This is a genomic window from Paenibacillus sp. FJAT-26967 (assembly GCF_001541095.1).
Lineage (GTDB): Bacteria > Bacillota > Bacilli > Paenibacillales > NBRC-103111 > Paenibacillus_F.
The window spans coordinates 1-21,061 of the sequence record NZ_LMXH01000009.1; the positions used below are offsets into that span (position 1 = coordinate 1).

Sequence of the window (21,061 nt, forward strand, 5' to 3'; positions counted from 1 at the left end):
ACAGGCAAAATTAAACGGCCTCAGTCCCGTGGAGTTCAGGACTAAGGCCGCCTAGTGTCTTTACTTATTTATAGTGTCTACTTGACGGGGTGCAGTTCAAAAAGGTCATAACTGACCTGAGAGATAGCCCTTTATTTTTTAATTAACGAGGTTTAGCAAATTTCAATAAAAGCACAGTGGCAATCTGGGGCGAAATGCCTGTCAGAACCAGCAGATTCAATACCAGATAGACAGGATCGGTGAATGTGTCCGTAATGACCAGAAGAAAGGCTGTAAACAGATAGAACAGACTGGCAAAGTAGGTATAAAAGAAGCTTCTGGAGCGGATTGCCCTGAACCTCGTATCATCCTTGGAGGCATAAGGGGCGAGATAAGCCTGAGCCAGCATATTTGCCGCGATAGAGAAGGTGAACATGAGAGTCGGCCAGTAGTTAAGGCTTGTGGAATCATTGGCTAGAATAAACCAGATGCTCACGCCTATCAGAACAAAAGCGCCTATAAGAAATAGAATTGTATTCTTCATGGCTTCACTTCCCGTGTCAGGTGTAACGTAGTGAAACTGCAAGAAATGAAGGGGCAGCAACTTCATAATTATACCAATCAGGTAAGTGATTGGCTACTTTCCATCCATTTACTCCAAATGGGCAAGAACCGCATCCAGATTCTGCGGGGGAACTTGCTCGATAAGATCGCCCATTTTGTGAATCCGGTCGATAATGACGTGCAGAGTAAATTCACGGGGATCGCTCCGCTGCTCCACTTCCTGCCACAGCAGCGGGGTGGACACCGTACCGGCCGTCCTGGCCCGGGGAGTATAGGGGGCCGACAAGGTTTTCCCGTACCAATGCTGCAGGTAGTCGAAATAGATCAGATCGCCACGGTTCTTTTTAAACCGTTCCACGGTAAAAAGTCCGGGATATTTCTTGACCGCATACGTCCCGATAAAATGGCCGATTTTCCGCAGCTGTTCGAACGTATATCCGCGCTGGATGGGTACATAAATCTGAATGCCGGTTGCTCCCGATGTTTTGGGAACGGACCGGATGTTCAGGGAATCCAGAATTTCTCCTATTACATGAGCGGCTTCCATAATACGCGGCTCGACTTCCAGGCTCGGGTCTATGTCGATGAGCCACTCGGCAGGCAGCGTGTCTCCGATGTGATGGAAGGAAGGATGAAATTCCAGACAGGCGAGATTTCCCAGCCAGATCAGAGTAGGGAGAGAATCCAGATTAACATAATTGATCCCGTCCAGCGGGGCCAGGTTAACGAATTCCGGCACAGGCTCGGGACTGTTTTTCTGATAGAACGATTTGTCGTGGATCCCGTGAGGAAAGCGGATAGTGGTTAAGTGACGGTCGCGGCAGTAGCGCAGCAAATAAGGAGAGAGTTCGATCAGCTTTTGCAGAAAATCGAGTTTCGTGATGCCGGCCTCGGGCCATAAGGGCTTCTCGGGGTTGGTAATGGTCAGTTCATGACCTTCGATCTTGATGGTTCCTTTGCTTTTCTTCGAACTCACGGACAATGCCTGGCCCCCCTTTCTTCTATGTATATGAAGTGTCCTCCACCTAAAAATTTTAGAAATGACAATCTTCCGGAGGAATCTGTGTGAACGATTGGATACTCGGCTGCCGTAAAGTTCCCCTCGGTGTCCATTCCATATAGTGAATTTTCACGGTGAGAAGCGGCTGAATCCATACAGCTTCCTTGGAGCGTTCCGGTATATTAGTAAAAGGTCTCTCGTCGATTCTAAGCTCCTCCGCCTGCCGGGTTATCTTCTTCCAATCCTGTACAGTCAGTTTGCCTGTACCTGCGTGGCCGATATATATCAGTCGCTGCCGGTCGTCATATAAGCCGAGCAGAAGCGCGTTGACCGTGCCAGCACGGCGGGTGACGCCTCCCACGACGGCAATCAGATCCTGGATGTATTTTTTCTTCATCCAGCGCTTGTCCTTCCCGTTGATCGCATAGGTGCTGTCCAGATTCTTGAGCACGATCCCTTCCAATTCGTGCTCCTTAGCTACCGTATCAAGCGGCTGCAGATCGGTATAGCTGGGCACGACTTGGACAATGGGATGAGGCTGTCGGATGATGGTATCCAGAAGCTGCTGACGTTCTCTCAGACTTTGACTGGTTACCCACTCTCCGTTGCAGTAGAGCACATCAAACACCATATAATGAATGGGGACTGCGTTGACCGCGTGACGGACCTTCTGCTCGTTCTTCAAGCTATCCCGTTTCATCACCTTATGAAAAGAAGGGGTACCTTCCTCAAGTGCAATAATTTCACCATCGAGAATAACGGAATCCGCACGACAGTATGAGCCGATATCTTGAAGTTCGGGATATTGCTGAGTCCGTTCGTTGAGCCTGCGGTTAATCAGGCGGACGGATTGGCCATCGAAGTATGTGAGCATCCGGACGCCGTCCCATTTAATTTGTGCTATCCACTCGTTTCCGCTTGGAAGCAGCGATGTGGAAACAGGCTCAAAAGGAATGACGGGATCATTAATCATAGTTCACCTCGCAATGGATTACCTTGTTTAAACCTGCGGCCAGCCTGGTTGCCCGGACAACGGTCGTTCTCCCAATATTCGTTAGACAAGAAAGGAAGAGAACGGGCTGGTGGGAAATGAATAAGCCGGGAGCTTGAAAGAAAAGCCCGGCCGGTTAGGCAGGGCTGTATCTTGCGTTCCATTCATTACGACACCGTTTCCTTCGCCTTCGCTTTGGCTTTGCTCTTGCGTGCCTTCGGTTTGGCATCCGCCGGGTCCGTTGCCACGGGCTTGACGGCTTCCAGACTGGCTTGCAGTGCCGACATGAGATCGATTACGTTCGTATGCGGCTGCTGCGGAGCAACCTGAACTTCTTGACCCGCAACTTTCTGCCCGATCGCTTCAAGCAGAGCGTTCCGGTAGTTATCCTGGTATTTGCCCGGCTCAAATGGCGTGGAGAGCTGCTCGATCAGCATCTTGGCCATGGTGAGCTCTTTATCGTTCACGTTGATCGCTTCGGGAAGGTTGGGCACCTGGTTAATCGGACGAATTTCATCCGGGTAGAATATGGTTTCCATCGCGATGCAGTTGTCAATCACGCGGATAGCCGCGAGGCTGCTTTTGGAGCGGATAGAAATATTGGCGATGCCGATTTTGCCTGTCTGGCGCATGGATTCAAGCAGCAGGTTATAAGCGTTAGCACCGGTATCCCCCGGGGATAAGTAGTAGGTTTTTTGAAAATAAATCGGATCGATATCATCCAGGTTCACAAAATCAAGAATCTTGATCTCTTTAGTCGCTTCTCCCGAAATTTTCTCAAGTTCTTCTTTCTCAAAAAGAACAAACCGTCCAGGCTCATATTCGTAGCCCTTCGTAATTTCTGCCCATTCAACCTGCTCATCACACGTTGTGCATGACCGCACATAGGATAGAGGGGTGGTACATTTTTTGTGGATATAGCGCATCGAAATGTCTTTTTCTTCGGTGGCGGAGAACATTTTAACGGGAACATGAACCAGACCGAAACTGATGGCACCTTTCCAGACCGTATGCATACTTACTCCTCCTTACGGATCAGCAGCTTGAGCTGCAGGATCGCAGTAGTCGCCTAGAATGTCTTTACTTATCAGTATATCCACCCTTTACTCTTCTTATGATCGGTTCGTGACTTGAATGCTTTGGACCTGTTGGAGGAAGTCTAATGCTATGTGTGCGGTTTGAAGCTTGAATCTAATCTGGAGTCAAATCTTGATTCTTGAATCTTGAAGTTTAAGCGGCAGCCTGTACTTCATAAACCGACTTAGGAGAGGTGAATAGTAATGAACGATAATCAGGGCAGAGACGATTATTTTATGGATATTGACCGGATGGTGAATGAGGGCCTCGGAGGCGGTCAAATCACGTATTCCAAAGGGGTCCTGGAGAACGGATTGATTGACGAATCAACGACCGACACGATGGAATATAAGGAGTCGCTGCAAAAAGAGGACGAAGAAAGCTGAGAACCGCGCCTGGCAGGCCTGTACGAGGTCTTGCGGGCGCGGTTTTTCGCAGGTAATCCAGATAGTTGTCAGAGCCTGAAAATGCCTTGCGTGCGGTTGCTACAAGACTCCATGAGGTCTATAATAGGAGGCAAACCGAACCGGAGGATTAAGGTCATGGAACAAGATGAATTCAGCCTGATCCGGCTCCTTACCGCAGGAAGGGAATCGGAGGAAGAACTGCGTACGCGCGGGGTCGTGACAGGGATTGGCGACGATGCCGCGGTTGCAGCTCTATCCCCGGGTATGCAGCTTGTTGCGACCTGTGACACAATGACAGAAGGAATACATTTCCTGCCGGTTACGATGCGGGATGAGGATATCGGGTTCAAAGCCATGGCTTCTAACATCAGCGATATTGCGGCGATGGGTGCGCGGCCGCGTTATGCGCTTATTGCGCTTTCTGTGCCGCCAGATGCGGATGTGGAGCAGATCCGAAGGATCTACGACGGTTTGTACGAATGCGCCGCGCTCTACGGCGTTACCGTTATCGGCGGAGATACCACTTCGACGCGCAGCGGAATCGTGCTGACCGTCACCGTTCTCGGCGAAGTCGCCGCAGGGGAAGCGCTGCTGCGCAGCGGCGCGAAGCCGGGCGACGCCGTCTTCGTTACTGGCCCGCTGGGCGGCTCCGCGGCGGGCCTGGCATGGCTGCTGCGCCGCGGCGTGAAGGCGGCCCAGTGGGGCGCGCTGCCCGCCGCAGAGGCGGAGCTGGTGCGCGCCCATACCCGACCGCTGCCGCAGGTTGCGGCGGGAGAACTGCTTCAGCGCACGGGCCTATGCCGTGCGCTGAATGATATCAGCGACGGGCTCGCGAGCGAAGCCGGCGAAATCGCCGAGGCTTCGGGAGTCGGGCTGCTCATCGCGGAGGAGCTGCTGCCGCTGGCGGCGGGTCTGGCCGCATGCGCGGAAGAACTGGCCGCCGACCCGCTGGAGTGGGTCCTGTACGGCGGCGAGGATTATCAGCTTCTGGGCACGGCGCAAGAAGCCGATATGGCCGTGCTGCGCGAGGTTTTCGCGCAGGACGGCCTGTCCCTGTACGTCATCGGCCGTGTGACGGACGCTGACGGCGGGGTGAGGCTGCAGCGCCCGGACGGGACTGTGCAGCCCCTCCCCAAGCGGGGCTACAATCATTTTGCAGCGAATTGAGGCGATGGACATGGCTTATCTCTACAGAGCCGCAAATGAAGAGGATACGGAATCACTGGCGCGGCAAATCGCTTCGTTGGTGATGGCGGGCGCCGTTATTGCGCTGGACGGTGATCTGGGTGCAGGCAAAACACGCTTTTCCCAGGCGATAGCCCGAGGTATAGGCGTGGAGGGCGTAGTGAACAGCCCTACTTTCACCATTATTAAAGAATACGAGGGAAGCGAGCTTCCTTTATATCATATGGATGTGTATAGGATTTCCCTGGAAGAAGCGGAGGACCTTGGACTGGATGAGTATTTCTACGGGGAAGGACTAACGCTGATCGAGTGGGCCAGTCTGGTTAAGGAGCTTCTTCCTCCGGACCGGCTGGAAATATACATAGAACATGGGGGAGACAATAACCGCGTGTTCCGGCTTACTCCCAGTGGGGCCGCTTATGAGGCCTGGTGCGCAAATTTGAAAGAGAACGGATGGTTAGTATGAACAGCAGGAGTTTGAAGATTGGGCAAGAGAACGCCCCCGCAGCCTCTTTGGATAAACATTCGGATGAGGGCGGAGGCGGGAGCCGCGTGGAACCGGGACTGCATGAAGCGGCGGCTGCTTTATCGAATCAGCCGATTATAGAGGGAAGTCCGCAGACAGCGGCTGGCAGTGCGGTCAGCGGATACTGCCTGGCCATTGATACCTCGACCTCTTCCCTCGCTCTTGCTCTTCTAGAAGATGGTGTTCCTCTTGATGAGAAAAGTTCTCAAGTAGATCGTAATCACTCGATTTATATTATGCCGCATGTTCAGGAACTGCTTGCGGCTAACGGGCTCCGTCCCCGGGATTTGCGGTCTGTCGCTGTCGGGCAGGGCCCCGGCTCTTACACAGGGGTCCGCATCGCGGTTACTTTGGCTAAGACATTCTCATGGTCGCTTAACATACCCATGGCAGCCGTTTCAAGCCTAGAAGCATTGGCGCTAGGCGGACGTACGGCTGCGCTGGAGCAGCAGAGGGAAGGCGATTCACTTTCCGTGACGAACAGGACGGCGCCGAGTCCGGAAATCCCGGGAGGCCGTAAGCAGGCGGGAGATACTCCTGTCCACGGTGCTGCAGCTCCGGTCCGCTGGTTCATCCCGCTCATGAATGCGCGCCGCGGGCAAGCCTTCACAGGTTTGTATGCGGCTGCAGGCGATGAGCCTGCGGCTCTTCTTGCCGCGGATGCAGCGGGAGATAATGAGAACGGGTCGCGATGGAGCTGTCTCATCCCGGACGGCATCCGGCTGATGACGGCTTATACGGCCCAGCTCAGCGAATGGGTCTCCGGCGGAAGCCTGCCTCCAGATGCAGGATTGCAGACCGATGGGGACCAGGTTACCTTCCGGCGGCCGGACGAAATTCTCTTTGTAGGCGAAACCGATATGTTTGAGGACGCGATCGCTCAGTTGTCCGCGAACCTGGCTATCCCTGTCCGTTCGCTTTCCTATGATTTGAAGGCCACGGAAGTAGGGCTTCTTGCCCTTGTGCGACTAGCTCGTGGCGAAAGCGATAATAACTTTACATTTGTACCGAACTATACCCAGTTGACCGAGGCCGAAGTTAAGCTGATGGCGAAATCTTGAGGGAAAGGGATGAACGAATCTTAATGGAAGACCGTAGATGGGAGCGGGAGCAGCCGATTGGCGCACCAATCTTTCGCATGATGCGGCTTGACGATATTCCGCTTATTTGCGAGATTGAACAGGAAGCTTTTACGACGCCTTGGTCGGCAGGAGCTTTTCACAATGAATTGACAAGCAATCATTTTGCCCATTATATCGTGATGCTGGTAGACGGGGTTGTGGCAGGATATGCGGGTATGTGGCTCATTATGGATGAAGCGCATGTCACGAACATTGCCATCTCGGGCAAATACCGGGGGCGTAAGCTGGGGGAAGTCCTCGTGAGGCAGATGCAGCACAAAGCTCGTTCACTCGGGGCTGTGCGCATGACGCTGGAGGTCCGTGCTTCGAATTTTATTGCCCAGCGGCTGTACGACAAAATGGGCTTCAAATATGTAGGCGTGCGCAAAGGATACTATACCGATAATAACGAAGATGCGATTATTATGTGGGCCGAGCTGCCTGAACAGGACCAGCCTGCTTAACGGATACAGGGCTGCATGATTATGGTCCTTAATAGTAAAAGCGTGTAAGTTTTGTTGATGTTCACCAAGGACTAGTCTTCTAATGTGTAAGCAAACGATTACGAATTACAAAGTCCTGCAGCACCTAACCCTCGAAGTCTGAGGAGGTGATCGGAAAAGGAATGAATGGAATGAATTCACCTGCAAAGTCTGTTTACATATTGGCCATTGAAACAAGCTGCGATGAAACGTCGGCGGCAGTTATCGAGAATGGCACTACTATTCGCTCCAATGTGGTATCCAGTCAGATCGAGACGCACCGGCGCTTCGGCGGTGTCGTTCCGGAAATCGCTTCACGTCAGCACGTAGAGACGATCACCTGGATTCTCCAGGAAGCCTTGGACCAAGCAGACTTGACCATGGAGGATATGTCTGCTGTTGCGGTCACGCAAGGTCCGGGTCTTGTCGGGTCTCTGCTTGTCGGCGTTATAGCTGCCAAATCGCTCGCGTGCGCCCTGGAGCTGCCTCTGATCGGCGTGCATCATATCGCCGGTCATATTTATGCGAATCAGCTGGTCCATAAGCTGGAGTATCCTCTTGTGTCTCTTGTGGTGTCTGGCGGGCACACAGAGCTGATCTACATGGAAAGCGAAGGAAGCTTCCGCATTATCGGACAAACCCGTGACGATGCCGCAGGAGAAGCGTACGATAAAATCGCGCGTGCCCTGAAGCTGCCGTATCCGGGTGGGCCTCACATCGACCGCCTTGCCCAAGAAGCGGACGGGGAGATCAAGATGCCCCGGGCTTGGCTCGAGAATTCTTATGATTTCAGCTTCAGCGGCTTAAAATCTGCGGTGCTTAACGTGCTTAACCAATCGCGTATGCGGGGAGAAGAACCGGTGGCGGCTCATGTTGCCAAGGGCTTTCAATCTTCCGTGGTGGAAGTGCTCGTAGAGAAAGCCGGGCGCGCCGTGCAGGAGTACGGAGCCAAGCAGCTCCTTCTAGCCGGCGGTGTAGCCGCCAACCGCGGGCTGCGCGAAGCACTCGCGAAGCGCTGCGAAGAGCTCGGCGTTCCGCTGCTTATGCCGCCGATGGACCTGTGTTCAGACAACGCAGCGATGATCGGCGCGGCGGCCTTCCTGAAATGGAACCGGGGAGACATCACCGGGCTCGATTTCAAAGCGGAACCTGTTCTCAGTTTGGAGAAGTGGGGTTATTAGGCGGGGAGTCTTTCCCGATGAATTGTATATCTGAAGTCGCTGCTCAATAAGGCAGCGGCATTTTTTTTCGGGTTATAATAAGTACCGTGAACCAGTGCCGCTATATCCTTATTATCCCGGATGATGTATAATTGTTCTCCCCCATTGATTAAAGGAGCAGCACATTCAGTAAAGTACCTTGTTTGGGTGAGCGTCCTGCTGTTTAACTCGCCAATTTGGCTGACCAAATTTCCTTGGATCGCTTCGGCGATAAACAGAAGTTTTTCATAGTTATTTTTTATAGTGGCAGCGGTGCTTGGTGCTTGTGGACAAGAATTCAGCCAACGAGAAGATATCCACAGGGGATAAAGTTGTAATCTTATACACATGTGAATAAAACTGAATTTTTAGAACATTTATAATTTTGTATTGACTTTCGGTTTTGCAGCATACTATAATCAACACCAAGTTAAATATGGAAAACGCTAGGAACGGGAACAGTAAGGATGTTCATTTGACCAGAGAGCTGCGGGTTGGTGCGACGCAGTCGGATGATTCCTGAACACTCACCCGGGAGCGGTGAAGCTGAGAACACCCTATCGCAGTTGCTGAATCGGGAGACGCTTAAGTCCCTGTATCGGCATGATACCGTGAATGGGATCGTTAGGTGTGAGGTAGGCTTTGACGGATGGCCCACGTGATGGGCAGCGAAGGAGCATGCGGTACACTGTTGTGATTGCTTCCTGAGCACCGAGGTGGGTCCGTAATTGCGGCGGATCAACAAGAGTGGTAACGCGGAAGGCTGACCGGCCTGTCGTCTCTTATATGGAGACGGCAGGCCTTTTTTGCGTATAGGCACACCAAAAGGTACAGCATGAGGTTTGTATTTTTAACACAGGAAGACGGCCCGAGGGGCCGGCAGCTCATACAACAAACGTGATGAACAAGAGTAGTACGATCCGGTTACGGTACAGAGAGCTGCGGGACGGTGCGACGCAGTCCGTGAAGGATCGGAACTCGCTTGGGAGCGGGAAGTGAAGAACACGCGCAGACCGGAACCGGCCGGCGTGACTGAAGCTTAAGACCGGGCGCCTCCGTTATCGGGCAGCGGCGAATGGCTGCCGGGTGAAGAAGAGACAGCAAGCTGGTGTGGATTACGCACACATAATTCTATCTTCTGGACCGGCGCAGCATCGCCGCTACGAGCGGACTCTTCCATGTGAAGAGTCAACAAGAGTGGTACCGCGCCGGCTATGCCGCCGTCTCTTAACAGGAGACGGCGGCTTTTTGTGTTTTCTTATGTGCTTCGGATTATCCCGGAGGGATGAAATTGAGCATGCAGAGAAGAGACGCGACTGCGGTTCAAAGTTAATGATGCATCAAGAAACCTCCGCAAGGAGTTTCTAATACAGCCCTTTAAGGGTAACTAGGAGGAATAGACAATGACTAAACGGCAAATTAAGATTTTTGACACGACACTGAGGGACGGGGAACAGGCCCCGGGAGGTTCACTGTATCCGGAGGAGAAAATCCGGCTTGCCCGGCAGCTTGTTAAGCTCGGTGTAGACACGATTGAACCGGGATTTCCGATTTCAAGCCCGGGGGATTTCGCAGCGGTCCAGCAGATTTCCAGGGAGCTACAGGGCGTTGAGATCTGCGGATTCGCAAGAGCGGTCAAAATCGATATTGATGCAGCGGTAAAAGCGACCCGGGATGCGGCACTGCGCCGAATTCACATGTTTATCTCTTCTTCGGATATCCACTTGAATTTCCAGCTTCGTAAAACGCGGGAGGGGGTCAAGGAAGAAGCGAGAACGATGGTGGCTTATGCGAAGCAGTTCTGCGAGCGCATTGAATTTACGGCGATGGACTCCAGCCGGACCGGACGCGAATACCTGTACGAGCTGATCGAAGCGGTCATTGCGGAAGGCGCGACTATTATCAATCTGCCGGATACTGTCGGCTATGCGCTGCCGGAGGATTACGGACAGATGTTTGCCGATGTACGCCGTCATGCACGCGGAGCGCAGCACGTTGAATTCAGCACCCATTGTCATAACGATCTGGGTCTTGCGGTTGCTAACTCCATAGCCGCGATCAAGAACGGCGCCACCTATGTGGAGGTGTCGGTGAACGGAATCGGGGAGCGTGCGGGTAACTGTTCTCTGGAAGAAATCGTAATGGCGATTGAGACGCATTCCGAGGGGCTTGGAATGACGACAGGTATAAATCTCAGCGAAATTTATAATACTTCTTGCATGGTCAGCCGAGTGATGAACATGCCGATTGCGTTCAACAAACCGGTTGTCGGACGTAATGCCTTCCAGCATGAATCGGGCATTCATCAAGACGGCTTGCTGAAGAACCGCAATACTTACGAGATCATGGAGCCGGAGAAGCTGGGCATTCCCCGCTCTATGATTATTCTGGGCAAGCATTCCGGCCGTCATGCTCTCAAACATCGGGCAGGTCAATACGGCATTGACCTGGACGCAGCGGCTCTTGAAGATGTGTACAACCGCTTCAAGAACATGGCCGATGAGCAGAAGCATGTCACGGACGACGAGCTGCTTGGCTTAATCGGAGACCACACAGCAGCGGAGCGTTTCTCTCTGGTTCATCTGCAGGTCGTCAGCAGCAGCGACCGCAGCAGGGTCGCCTCCGCAAACATCCGGGACAATGAGAGTGGCGACGAATGCACCTGGTCGGGTACTGGAGACGGACCGATTGAAGCCATCGTGAATTGTATCCGCCAGGCACTGCCTATGGAGGTTACCTTCGCTGATCTGGAACTGCATTCGCTGTCCGCGAGTGAGAAGGCGACGGGCGAAGCTGCGGTTACCGTATCCTACGGCTCGCAGACGTACAAAAGCTCAGGCATTGACGGGGACATTCTCTTCGCGACTGCCAAGGCGTTCTTGTCTGCCTGCAATCAGGCTGTCCGTGCTAATCCGGACGCTTCACGTGATGTATCCTTAATGGCCTGAATTATTCACAGGGTGAGTGTGGAGAAGTTATGCACACCCCCTGTGGATAATGTGGATAACCCCTGAAAAACTTTATTTTTCAGGGGATTTTTATTTCCCGGGGTTCCGCATAACTTCCGCATAACTTTTGAACCTAAAACTGTGGATAATGTGGATAAATCTGTTCATAAGTGCCTGAAGCGGTGAAAATTAAGCTTTTTTTTATTAAGAGACTGTGGATGACTATGTGGATAAAAATATACTGGTTCGCAGAGGTTGAAAATCGTGTAAATAGGGACGATATCTTTATTCGGTAAGGAGTGAAACGGATGAATATTGAAGCCTTTTATCACGGGACTAAAAGCAACTGGGCCTATGCATACGATAATAATTTGATCCATCTGCGTGTCCGTACCCAGCGTGATGATGTGGAGCAGGTAACGGCGATTACAAGCGACAAATACGACTGGGACCGCTTTTACAAAGAATTTCCGATGTTAAAAACGGCTTCCGATTCCTTGTTCGATTACTGGGAAGCTGAGATTTCCCCGGAACACAGGCGGTTGTCCTATTGCTTCCGCTTTAGTTCGGGAGATCAGCAGCTGTGGATGACGGAGCAGGGAATTCGTGCGGAGCAGCCCTATCCGACCGGTGGCTATTATGCTTTTCCGTATATTCACGAAATCGATGTCTTCCATCCGCCAGCATGGGCTAAAGACGCGATATTCTATCAAATATTCCCGGAACGGTTTGCCAACGGGGATAAGAGCAACGATCCCGAGAGGACTCAGGAGTGGGGCGGAAGGCCCGAAGTGGACAATTTTTTCGGAGGTGATCTTCAAGGTGTTCTGGATCATCTCGACTATTTAACCGATCTTGGCATCAATGCGATTTATTTTACCCCTCTATTCCTATCTCCTTCTAACCATAAATACGACACCATTGATTATAAACAGGTAGACCCTCATTTCGGTGATAACAAGCTATTGAAGCAACTGGTGGATACCTGTCATGAACGCGGGATCCGCGTGATGCTTGATGCTGTTTTTAATCACTGCGCGCTGGATTTCCCTGCTTTTAAAGATGTCAGGGAGAAGGGGCCGGAGTCGAAGTATGTGGATTGGTTCCATGTGAATGAATTTCCGATAGCGGTCAAGGACGGAATTCCGACGTATGATACGTTTGGTTTTTTTGAAAGTATGCCGAAATTTAATACCGCTAACCCGGAGGTCAAAGACTACCTGATCGGGATCGCTAAGTATTGGATCGAGGAAATCGGAATCGACGGCTGGCGCCTGGATGTTGCGGACGAGATTGACCACCATTTCTGGCGGGAACTGCGGCAGGTTGTCAAAGAAGCCAATCCGGAAGCATACATTGTGGGCGAGGTGTGGAACGGCTCGCTGATGTGGCTGCTGGGGGACCAGTTCGATTCGGTCATGAACTATCCGTTCTCGGATAAAGTGCTGGAATTCTTCTCCGGGCCAGGGATGGATGGCCATTCGTTCGCAAGCAGCATGGGCTTTCTGCTTATGCGTTATCCGAAACAAGCCAATGAAGTAGTTTTCAACCTGCTGTGCAGCCACGATACTCCGAGAGTCTTGACGCGCGTCGGCGGTGACAAAAGAAGGCTGAAACTATGCGTAGTGTTCCTGATGACGTATATGGGTACGCCTTGCATTTTCTATGGGGACGAGGTAGGGCTTCAAGGGGGCGGCGATCCGGACTGCCGTCAGTGTATGCAGTGGCATCCCGATATGCAGGACAACGAGCTGCTTGATTTCTACAAGCTTCTGATCCATCTCCGCAAGAAAAACAAAGCGCTGCGACAAGGCAGCTTCCGTTTCCTGAAGGCGGATATCGGGGATCCTTGCATTATTTATGAGCGGATCGACGGGGACACTCACTTTACCATTTGGATGAACAATACGGAGGAGCGTGTGACCCTCGGGCATCCGATGAACACCGATGATTGGCGTGATGCATTGTCTGAAGAAGAGGTAAAACCTGTCGATGGCATGATGAATATCGAATTGGATGAACTTGGATATAGAATTTTGTACAGAAAGTTAAAATAATCGTCGATTGATGTCGATATAGTCCCTATAGAAACTATAGGGGGATCTAATGAGACATTTAAAATGGAAAGTAACGACCAAGTTGATCGCATTGACGACGGTACTAATGTTGGTTCTGTCCGGAGTCTTGATGGCTGTGTCCTATATCCAGCAAATAAAGGATTATCAAAGGAAGCTGAAAGCAACGGAGAAGGTTGTCGGACTGATGTGGGAACATGAGATTCCGCTGCTGACGAAGGTTATGGAGCAGACTAAGAAAGGGGATCAGTCTGAAGCCGCTAAAAAGGACAGGGAAGAAATCATCAGTATCGCGGATCACTTTGTTAAAGACAGCGATGTGTCGAATATCGTCCTCTACTATCCGGAAGAAAACGTAACTGACGGCAAGACTACCTTAAAAGTAATCGGGTCTAACTCCAAACTGGCAGCGGAACCTCTGATGGACTACCCGCTTTCGGAAGAGTACGGAAAAGCTTATGAGGGGATGAAGAAAGAGGGGCAGGGCATATCTCCCTTCTATAAAGATGAAGCGGGCGAGTGGATCAGCATCATGAGTATCATTAATGATTCCTCCGGACAGCCAGCCGCTTACGTGGGAGTAGATTTTGACTTCGACGATGCCTATGAAGAATTGACTTTCCGGTTCTGGATGAGTCTGGGGATCAGTCTGGGAATCGGGCTGCTGTTTATCGGAATTTTAAGTCTGTTTGTCCGCAAACTCTTGAAGCCGGTGGGTGAACTATCCCGTTTGTCCCTGGAAGTGGCTCAAGGTGATCTGACGGTGAGTATTCCCGTACGGAGTCAGGATGAGTTCGGTACGCTGGCACACAATTTCAACATGATGACGGCGAGTATCCGGGAGTTGATCACCGGAATTCGCGACTCGTCTGAGGAAGTGGGTCACGCTTCCGAAGTTCTTAAGACCAGTGCGAATCAGACAACCGAGGCCACGCATCATATTGCGGGCTCGATTGAACAGGTGGCCGCGGGTGCCGAGCGCCAGATGCAGAGTACGCAGGAAAGTACCATTGCGATGGAGGAAATGGCTTCCGGTATCCAGCGGATTGCAGAATCGGCGGGATCGGTCGCCCAATCTTCCGAGTCTGCCGCTGAAGAGGCTTCCCGGGGGAATGTGCTGATCCAGCGCAATGTGGCGCAGATGTCTCACATGAACGAGACGGTCCAAAGCTCGATGGAATCGGTGAATGAGTTGACCGGGCTATCGGAGCAGATCGGCAATATTACTTCCATGATTGCCGATATCGCCAAGCAGACGAACCTGCTTGCGCTTAATGCGGCGATTGAAGCGGCGCGTGCCGGTGAGCATGGCAAAGGGTTCTCGGTCGTCTCGGATGAAATCCGCAAATTGGCCGAACAGTCCAAGCAATCCTCCGAGCAGATCTCTGATCTCGTTGTTACGATCCGTTCCGGTACCGGTAAGGCGGTAGGGATGATGAAGCGGACGGCGGAGGAAGTGACGGAGATGACCCAGGTTGTTGCGGAAAGCGGCGAAGCCTTCCAGCGGATCGTGGATCATATGGATGAGCTTGCAAAGCAGATCCTGGAGGTGTCCTCTTCCTCCGAGCAAATGTCTGCGGGTACCGAGGAAGTCGCCGCTTCCATCTCGGAGCTGTCCAGCATGAACCGCCAAGCTTTCGACAGCGCACAAACAGTCGCGGCTTCATCCGAAGAACAGCTTGCTTCAATGGAAGATATTTCAGCTTCCGCAAGTGTTCTTAATGAGATGGCTCAAGAACTCCGGCTGAGTGTAAGCAGGTTTAAGCTGTAAAATGAACGGAATGATCCGTGCATTAATAACAGCTAAGTATCGCAATACAACGGCAAAGTTATTCGAATCCAGCGAAGCCCGGCACGATCTGGACGGATACTTAAAATTAACTAAAAAGCAGTCCTCCGGGAGACCACGTAGTCTCTTTGGAGGACTGCTTTTTTTAGCTGTTTAAAGGTAGATACGATGGAGACCGGATAAGACGTTCGGAGCCCAACCGCAGTTCCGGTTCTATCCTACGAGGGATTCCCACTCGTCATAGCACTGCTGCAGTTCATCGCGCGTCTGCTCAATGAGGGTGTTCTTCTCCTGAACCAGCAAATAGTCGTTATAAACGTCCGGATCAGCAAGCTGCTCTTCGAGAACCGTAATCGCCCCTTCCAGGCGGGCAATGTCTTGTTCGAGCTGCTCTACGCGGCGCTGCCGGTTACGTTCTTCACGCCTCGCCTGCTTGTCCGCCTCGTAGCCGGCCGCGGGTTTCTCGGCGGCCGAAGAGGCGGACGATTTCCCTTCGCGTGTGGACAACTGCCGGAGCCGCTCGGCTTCGATCTCGGCGAGTTCGGCTTTTTTCTCTGTGTAATCGTCGTAATTACCCAGATAGTGAGTGACCCCGCCAGGCTCAAGCTCCAGCATGCTCTCCGCCATTTTGTTCAGGAAATAACGGTCATGGGAAATGAACAGCAGCGTTCCTTCGTAATCCAGCAGTGCCGATTCCAGCACTTCCTTGCTATACAGATCAAGATGGTTGGTCGGCTCATCGAGGATGAGCATGTTGGCATTCAGCAGCATAAGCTTCGCTAGTGCGACCCGGGCTTTCTCGCCGCCGCTGAGGGAGGAAATTTTCTTGAAAACATCCTCGCCGGTGAACAGGAAGTTGCCGAGCACGGAGCGGATACGCGCTTCTTCTATAGAAGGAAACGTGTTCCAGACTTCTTCCAGGATCGTCTGCTGCGGATTGAGAGTAGTCTGTTCCTGGTCATAAAAGCCGATCTTCACGTTCGTTCCCCAGCGGATCGTTCCTGCATCCGGGGAATATTTCCCGATCAACGCTTTGAGAAGGGTGGTCTTGCCGACACCGTTAGGCCCGATCAGGGCAGCGGTTTCTCCGCGCCGCAGATCAAAAGAAACGTTCCTGAGCAGCTGCTTGCCTTCGCCGACCGTAATGCCGACATCTTTGACCTGGAGCACTTCTTTGCCGGAGGTCTGGTCAATCTGGAATGAGAAGCTGGCACGTTTGAGATCGCCGAGAGGTTTATCGATGCGATCCATCCGTTCTAACGCTTTGCGGCGGCTCTGCGCACGCTTGGTCGTTGTGGCCCGCACGATGTTGCGCTGGACAAAATCCTCCATACGCGAAATTTCTTCCTGCTGTTTCTCGTAGTGCTTCATGCGAATTTCGTAATCCGCTGCTTTAAGATCCACAAAACGGGAATAATTGCCCGTATAACGTCTGGAGCTTGTCCGCTCGATTTCGTAAATCGCAGTCACGAGAGAGTCCAGGAAGTAACGGTCATGGGAAACGACCAGAATAGCGCCGGGATAACCGCGCAAGTACGATTCCAGCCATGTCAGCGTGCGGATGTCCAAATGGTTGGTCGGCTCATCGAGGAGCAGTAAATCCGGCTCTTCGAGCAGCATTTTGGCGAGGGCGAGCCTGGTTTTCTGGCCGCCGCTCAGTGTCTCGACTAAGGTATCGGGGGGGAAATCGCCGAAGCCCATACCATGCAGAATTCCGCGGATTTTGGCTTCGGTTTCATAGCCGCCTTGCTCGCGGAAATATTCGGATCTCGCCGAATAGCGGTTCATCGTCGCTTCATACGCTTTGGGATCATTCGCCAGCTTCGGATCCGCCATCTGCCGCTCGAGGTTCCGGAGCTCCGCTTCCACAGCGAAGAGGGATGTAAAGACGCTGCGCATTTCTTCCACAATCGTTTTGTCTGTTTGAAGCCCGCTATTTTGACGCAGATAGCCGATACGCGTTTCTTTCGCTTTAAAAATTTCCCCTTCATCATAAGAAAGCTCGCCTGCCATGATTTGCAGAAGCGTAGATTTACCCGCTCCGTTAACGCCGACAAGCCCGATTCTTTCCCTGTCTTCTATTTGCAAGGTTATGTTAGAGAGCACGGCCGATACGCCGTAGCTTTTACCTATTCCGTTCACTTGAAGCAGCATGTTTCTTTTCTACCTCCGTATGGACTCTATAAATTTATTTACTTATTATTAAGGATAGACTGCCCGCCGTGTTCGTGCAGAAGGTATATTCGCAAGCATACCCTAAGTGTACAGGAAAAAAAGCTTTAGGAAAACTGAACACATTTTTTTCAAACTAACGGGCAATGTGATAAAATAGTGACAACTACCTTGAATAGATAAAATTTTCTATCAAATACAGATACGGTTGAAAAGAGGCTGCTTGCTTCTCATGAATAAGGATTATAAGAGCCAAGTGCGCAAACGTACGGAGAAGCTGCGATCGAGCCTCGCCCCCGCCGACCGCATTCAGCGGGAACAGCGGATTAACGAGCACCTGACAGCCTGGCTGCAAGTGGCTATAGCCGGAGGCGGCATCCGGGAGGGCAGACGGACTGCCCTAAGCCTGATGGGAGAGACATCCCACGATCCGTCTTTCTTTAGTGAGAATGAAACTGGAAACTTGCCGAACAGGATGAATTCCTTGCTCACGGATGGAGAATCGGCCAACCTCCCGCAAACCAAGACAGACCAGAGCGATGAACCTGCTGCCCGGTCTGCCCGCCAGGAAGAGTTTGTACCCCCTGTGCTCCTGGCTTACGTGCCCTTCCGTTCGGAATGTGACATTAAACCTGTTATCGAGGCTTGCTGGGAAACAGGTATCCGCGTCTATGTGCCGCGTTCACTCTACAGTACCCGCGAACTCAAATTTTATGAAATACACAGCTGGAGCGATCTTGGGGAAGGCATGCACGGAATCCTGGAGCCGAATGAGGCCAATGAGGTTCTGACCGATCTGCTGGCCGTGACCGCCGTGTTAGTACCGGGACTGGCTTTTGACCGGTCTTTCGGGCGGCTCGGCTATGGCGGCGGTTATTACGACCGCTTTCTGGAAAAACTCCTGATTGCCTGCGGTAAAGCGGAGAAGAAAGTTCCGCCTCTGCTGGCGGCGGCATTTGAGATTCAACTGGCCGATGACCTGCCTACGGAAGCTCACGATATCCGGCTGGATGTGATCATTACCGAGAGCGGAATCTATACAAGAACTTAAGAATGTGAAAGTAGGGAAAGCTAGTGGTTTCATCGGACAAACTGACTCATTTTAATGAACAGGGACGAGCCCGGATGGTAGATATCAGCGGGAAAACGACTACCAGACGCACGGCAGTGGCCCGTACGACCGTTACAATGCTGCCGGATACACTCCGCATAATCCGCGAAGGCGGTCTTGCCAAGGGGGATGTGCTTGCGGTATCTCAGGTTGCAGGGATTATGGCTGCCAAGAAGACATCGGATTGGATCCCGATGTGTCATCCGCTTGCGCTGTCGGGAGTTGATATCCGTTTTGAAGAGCAGGGAGACAACGCGCTCGTCATAGAAGCGGAAGTCCGGACGACAGGGCCGACCGGCGTCGAGATGGAGGCGCTCACAGCTGTCTCGGCAGCCGCACTGACGGTGTACGATATGTGCAAAGCGCTGCAAAAGGACATGGTGATCGGACCCACCATGCTTTTGACTAAAACTGGCGGTAAAAACGGTGATTTTAACAGAAATGATACCATTTCTTAATGAATTTTTGTTACAGTAGAGGGAGAGGTGAGGGGTATGCGCTGGAAGGTTGCGATTCTGACGGCCAGTGACCGCGGTTCCAGGGGAGAGCGGGAAGATACGAGTGCCCAGGTTATTCGCGAACTGGTAGAAGAAGAGATCCAAGGAGATATCATTGAATATCGTGTCGTTCCCGATGAAATGGATGAAATTATGGCATCCCTGATTGAAATGACGGATTATTTTCAAGCAGACCTCATCCTGACGACAGGCGGTACGGGGCTGGCGGCAAGAGATGTGACGCCGGAGGCTACACTCAGTGTAATCGACCGCTCGGCTCCCGGCTTCGCGGAAGCTATGCGGATGAAATCGATCGAGAAGACGCCGAGAGCTATGCTTTCCCGTGCGGTTACGGGGATTCGGGGTTCCACGCTCATTATTAATCTGCCGGGCAGTCCCAAGGGAGTCCATGAGAGCTTGATGGCTATTATCGATGTGTTACCCCATGCGCTATCGGTCCTTACCGGACGGGAACTGGGGCACAGTGATGAAAGCTGAGCCGATGCTGCGCGAGGTTAAGGTGGAGGAGGCTGTCGGCCTTGTTCTTGCCCATGATCTCACGCAGATTATTCCCGGCAAGTTCAAGGGCCGCTTGTTCCGCAAAGGCCACACGATTAAAGAATCGGATATTCCGGCTCTGCTGAGTATCGGCAAGGAGCATATCTATGTGCTTGAGCTTGCCCGGGGATATATGCATGAGGATGAGGCGGCTCTACGCCTTGCACACGCCGTATGCGGAGCCAATGTCCAGCAGACGGAGCCTCATGAAGGTAAAGTAACCCTTAAAGCCGCTATCCATGGTCTTGCCAAAATAAACCGGACTTTCGTCCACGCTTTTAATGAAATAGACCAGCTTGTGCTATCCACAATCCGCTCGAATACAGTCGTGCGGCCGGGCCAGCCTCTGGCGGGGACACGCGTCATTCCCCTGGTGATCGGGGAAGAGCCGGTTGCGCGAGCGGAAGGCTTGGCTGCGGCGCACAAGGAGCCCGCTGCCGCGCAGGACACGCTGCGCATGAGCCCGGGCGCAGCAGAGCGCGATCACACGGCGGGAGGAGGGCTCATCGCCGTGAAGCCGCTGCGCAGCCTGCGTGTAGGGCTGATCACCACAGGCAGCGAAGTGTTCAAGGGCCGAATCGAGGATCGCTTCGGCCCTATTGTACGAGCCAAGGTGGAGGCTCTTGGCTCGCAGGTGATCGATCAGAGGTTCACGCCGGATGACATGGAGGCGATTGGTGACGAGATCCGTCGTTTCCTCGGACTCGGCGCTGATCTTATCCTGGTAACCGGCGGTATGTCGGTCGATCCCGACGACCGTACGCCCGGCGCGATCCGCCGGGCAGGGGCCCGCATCGTCAGCTATGGTACGCCGATGCTCCCCGGCTCGATGCTGATGATGGCATACATCGGCGATGTGCCCGTCATGGGCTTGCCGGGCTGCGTCATGCACGATCCTTACACATCGTTCGATGTCCTTCTGCCGCGCATCTGCGCCGGAGAAGTAATCGTCCGTGAAGATATTACCGAACTGGGCTACGGCGGGCTGCAGGGCTGTTAGAGAAGCATATCCGTCAGACTGAAGGAGGAATACGTACACATGTTCCAGAATATAGGGTTTACTGAAATTTTGCTGGTCGCTCTCGTTTGTCTGCTCCTGTTCGGGCCGAGCAAGCTGCCTGAGCTGGGCAAAGCTTTTGGCCGCACCTTAAGGGAGTTCAAGAACGGCGCAAGAGAAATGATGTCGGAGAGCGAATCCGAGGACAAGAAAGCGGTCAAAGCTCCCGAAGCCACTCAGGAAGCTCCGGTACCGGCTTCGCTGACTCAGCAAGCCTCACAGCCGCCCGTTTCCGCTAGTGCGGAGAGAAGCGATAATCCCCGCCGGCTCCCGGATTAATAGGGTTTGCCTGTGAAGGTAGTGAAAGTAGATAGGTTGGTGCT

General features: G+C 52.5%; 19 protein-coding genes and 1 other annotated feature. Of the genes, 14 read left to right on the forward strand and 5 right to left on the reverse strand.

The features are described from left to right. Nucleotides 1–142 precede the first annotated feature (142 nt). The 4 genes from AR333_RS21955 to AR333_RS21970 all read right to left on the reverse strand — a co-directional run bounded on the left by AR333_RS21955 (nucleotide 143) and on the right by AR333_RS21970 (nucleotide 3,550). Complete coding sequence (locus AR333_RS21955) at nucleotides 143–523, reverse strand: hypothetical protein (RefSeq protein WP_068777519.1); 381 nt, start codon at nucleotides 521–523, stop codon at nucleotides 143–145. A gap of 108 nt (nucleotides 524–631) precedes the next feature. Next, a complete protein-coding gene (ligD, locus tag AR333_RS21960) occupies nucleotides 632–1,525 on the reverse strand; it encodes a non-homologous end-joining DNA ligase (protein WP_068777520.1) in 894 nt (297 codons plus the stop codon). Between the two features lie 52 nt (nucleotides 1,526–1,577). Continuing rightward, nucleotides 1,578–2,516 carry a non-homologous end-joining DNA ligase gene (gene ligD, locus AR333_RS21965; RefSeq protein ID WP_068777521.1) on the reverse strand — a complete coding sequence of 313 codons (939 nt, stop codon included), beginning with the start codon at nucleotides 2,514–2,516 and terminating at the stop codon, nucleotides 1,578–1,580. Nucleotides 2,517–2,701: 185 nt separating this feature from the next. After that, a complete protein-coding gene (locus tag AR333_RS21970; protein WP_068777522.1) occupies nucleotides 2,702–3,550 on the reverse strand; it encodes a Ku protein in 849 nt (282 codons plus the stop codon). A 264-nt stretch (nucleotides 3,551–3,814) separates the two neighbouring features. Between AR333_RS21970 and AR333_RS21975 the strand changes: the two genes are divergently transcribed. The 9 genes from AR333_RS21975 (at nucleotide 3,815) to AR333_RS22015 (ending at nucleotide 15,325) form a co-directional block, all read left to right on the forward strand. After that, on the forward strand, nucleotides 3,815–3,997 hold the full coding sequence (locus tag AR333_RS21975; RefSeq protein ID WP_068777523.1) for a hypothetical protein: 183 nt from the start codon (nucleotides 3,815–3,817) through the stop codon (nucleotides 3,995–3,997). Nucleotides 3,998–4,153: 156 nt separating this feature from the next. Beyond that, entirely contained in the window at nucleotides 4,154–5,185 is a 1,032-nt protein-coding gene (thiL, locus tag AR333_RS21980) for a thiamine-phosphate kinase (protein ID WP_068777524.1), read from the forward strand. A 10-nt stretch (nucleotides 5,186–5,195) separates the two neighbouring features. Then, nucleotides 5,196–5,669 (forward strand): tRNA (adenosine(37)-N6)-threonylcarbamoyltransferase complex ATPase subunit type 1 TsaE, encoded by a 474-nt coding sequence (gene tsaE, locus AR333_RS21985; RefSeq protein WP_084783969.1) that lies wholly within the window; start codon nucleotides 5,196–5,198, stop codon nucleotides 5,667–5,669. Beyond that, on the forward strand, nucleotides 5,666–6,790 hold the full coding sequence (tsaB, locus tag AR333_RS21990; RefSeq protein ID WP_068777525.1) for a tRNA (adenosine(37)-N6)-threonylcarbamoyltransferase complex dimerization subunit type 1 TsaB: 1,125 nt from the start codon (nucleotides 5,666–5,668) through the stop codon (nucleotides 6,788–6,790). The genes tsaE and tsaB overlap by 4 nt, the downstream gene beginning before the upstream one ends. 23 nt (nucleotides 6,791–6,813) lie before the next feature. Continuing rightward, a complete protein-coding gene (gene rimI, locus AR333_RS21995) occupies nucleotides 6,814–7,314 on the forward strand; it encodes a ribosomal protein S18-alanine N-acetyltransferase (RefSeq protein WP_068777526.1) in 501 nt (166 codons plus the stop codon). A gap of 170 nt (nucleotides 7,315–7,484) precedes the next feature. Beyond that, nucleotides 7,485–8,513, forward strand: coding sequence for a tRNA (adenosine(37)-N6)-threonylcarbamoyltransferase complex transferase subunit TsaD (tsaD, locus tag AR333_RS22000; RefSeq protein WP_084783974.1), 1,029 nt, complete (start codon nucleotides 7,485–7,487; stop codon nucleotides 8,511–8,513). 909 nt (nucleotides 8,514–9,422) lie between these two features. Then, nucleotides 9,423–9,762, forward strand: a binding site (T-box leader). Nucleotides 9,763–9,934: 172 nt separating this feature from the next. After that, on the forward strand, nucleotides 9,935–11,479 hold the full coding sequence (locus AR333_RS22005) for a 2-isopropylmalate synthase (protein ID WP_068777528.1): 1,545 nt from the start codon (nucleotides 9,935–9,937) through the stop codon (nucleotides 11,477–11,479). Between the two features lie 308 nt (nucleotides 11,480–11,787). Beyond that, nucleotides 11,788–13,536 (forward strand): alpha-glycosidase, encoded by a 1,749-nt coding sequence (locus AR333_RS22010; protein WP_068777529.1) that lies wholly within the window; start codon nucleotides 11,788–11,790, stop codon nucleotides 13,534–13,536. A gap of 49 nt (nucleotides 13,537–13,585) precedes the next feature. Beyond that, complete coding sequence (locus AR333_RS22015) at nucleotides 13,586–15,325, forward strand: methyl-accepting chemotaxis protein (protein ID WP_068777530.1); 1,740 nt, start codon at nucleotides 13,586–13,588, stop codon at nucleotides 15,323–15,325. A 231-nt stretch (nucleotides 15,326–15,556) separates the two neighbouring features. Here AR333_RS22015 and AR333_RS22020 read toward each other — a convergent pair whose 3' ends face one another. Continuing rightward, the gene (locus AR333_RS22020) at nucleotides 15,557–17,497 is read right to left on the reverse strand and encodes an ABC-F family ATP-binding cassette domain-containing protein (protein WP_068777531.1); all 1,941 of its coding nucleotides are present in this window, start codon (nucleotides 17,495–17,497) and stop codon (nucleotides 15,557–15,559) included. A 250-nt stretch (nucleotides 17,498–17,747) separates the two neighbouring features. Between AR333_RS22020 and AR333_RS22025 the strand changes: the two genes are divergently transcribed. Genes AR333_RS22025 through AR333_RS22045 form a run of 5 tightly spaced genes read left to right on the forward strand, consistent with a single transcriptional unit; the run spans nucleotide 17,748 to nucleotide 21,017 of the window. Beyond that, complete coding sequence (locus AR333_RS22025) at nucleotides 17,748–18,566, forward strand: 5-formyltetrahydrofolate cyclo-ligase (protein ID WP_068777532.1); 819 nt, start codon at nucleotides 17,748–17,750, stop codon at nucleotides 18,564–18,566. Between the two features lie 23 nt (nucleotides 18,567–18,589). Next, the gene (gene moaC, locus AR333_RS22030; protein WP_156430988.1) at nucleotides 18,590–19,084 is read left to right on the forward strand and encodes a cyclic pyranopterin monophosphate synthase MoaC; all 495 of its coding nucleotides are present in this window, start codon (nucleotides 18,590–18,592) and stop codon (nucleotides 19,082–19,084) included. Between the two features lie 36 nt (nucleotides 19,085–19,120). Next, a complete protein-coding gene (gene mog / locus AR333_RS22035) occupies nucleotides 19,121–19,621 on the forward strand; it encodes a molybdopterin adenylyltransferase (protein ID WP_068777534.1) in 501 nt (166 codons plus the stop codon). Next, entirely contained in the window at nucleotides 19,611–20,681 is a 1,071-nt protein-coding gene (locus tag AR333_RS22040; RefSeq protein ID WP_068777535.1) for a molybdopterin-binding protein, read from the forward strand. The genes mog and AR333_RS22040 overlap by 11 nt, the downstream gene beginning before the upstream one ends. Nucleotides 20,682–20,720: 39 nt before the next feature. Beyond that, entirely contained in the window at nucleotides 20,721–21,017 is a 297-nt protein-coding gene (locus AR333_RS22045) for a twin-arginine translocase TatA/TatE family subunit (protein WP_068777536.1), read from the forward strand. Nucleotides 21,018–21,061 lie beyond the last annotated feature (44 nt).

Excerpts from the sequence above, each read along its gene's own strand:
- AR333_RS22020 (WP_068777531.1), bottom strand. The coding sequence starts at position 17,497 with ATGCTGCTTCAAGTGAACGGAATAGGTAAAAGCTACGGCGTATCGGCC.
- AR333_RS21970 (WP_068777522.1), bottom strand. The coding sequence starts at position 3,550 with ATGCATACGGTCTGGAAAGGTGCCATCAGTTTCGGTCTGGTTCATGTT.
- AR333_RS22010 (WP_068777529.1), top strand. The coding sequence starts at position 11,788 with ATGAATATTGAAGCCTTTTATCACGGGACTAAAAGCAACTGGGCCTAT.
- AR333_RS22015 (WP_068777530.1), top strand. The coding sequence starts at position 13,586 with ATGAGACATTTAAAATGGAAAGTAACGACCAAGTTGATCGCATTGACG.
- AR333_RS21975 (WP_068777523.1), top strand. The coding sequence starts at position 3,815 with ATGAACGATAATCAGGGCAGAGACGATTATTTTATGGATATTGACCGG.
- ligD (WP_068777521.1), bottom strand. The coding sequence starts at position 2,516 with ATGATTAATGATCCCGTCATTCCTTTTGAGCCTGTTTCCACATCGCTG.
- AR333_RS22005 (WP_068777528.1), top strand. The coding sequence starts at position 9,935 with ATGACTAAACGGCAAATTAAGATTTTTGACACGACACTGAGGGACGGG.
- AR333_RS21955 (WP_068777519.1), bottom strand. The coding sequence starts at position 523 with ATGAAGAATACAATTCTATTTCTTATAGGCGCTTTTGTTCTGATAGGC.
- AR333_RS22040 (WP_068777535.1), top strand. The coding sequence starts at position 19,611 with ATGAAAGCTGAGCCGATGCTGCGCGAGGTTAAGGTGGAGGAGGCTGTC.
- tsaB (WP_068777525.1), top strand. The coding sequence starts at position 5,666 with ATGAACAGCAGGAGTTTGAAGATTGGGCAAGAGAACGCCCCCGCAGCC.
- tsaD (WP_084783974.1), top strand. The coding sequence starts at position 7,485 with ATGAATTCACCTGCAAAGTCTGTTTACATATTGGCCATTGAAACAAGC.
- AR333_RS22045 (WP_068777536.1), top strand. The coding sequence starts at position 20,721 with ATGTTCCAGAATATAGGGTTTACTGAAATTTTGCTGGTCGCTCTCGTT.
- tsaE (WP_084783969.1), top strand. The coding sequence starts at position 5,196 with ATGGCTTATCTCTACAGAGCCGCAAATGAAGAGGATACGGAATCACTG.
- AR333_RS22025 (WP_068777532.1), top strand. The coding sequence starts at position 17,748 with ATGAATAAGGATTATAAGAGCCAAGTGCGCAAACGTACGGAGAAGCTG.
- mog (WP_068777534.1), top strand. The coding sequence starts at position 19,121 with ATGCGCTGGAAGGTTGCGATTCTGACGGCCAGTGACCGCGGTTCCAGG.
- rimI (WP_068777526.1), top strand. The coding sequence starts at position 6,814 with ATGGAAGACCGTAGATGGGAGCGGGAGCAGCCGATTGGCGCACCAATC.
- thiL (WP_068777524.1), top strand. The coding sequence starts at position 4,154 with ATGGAACAAGATGAATTCAGCCTGATCCGGCTCCTTACCGCAGGAAGG.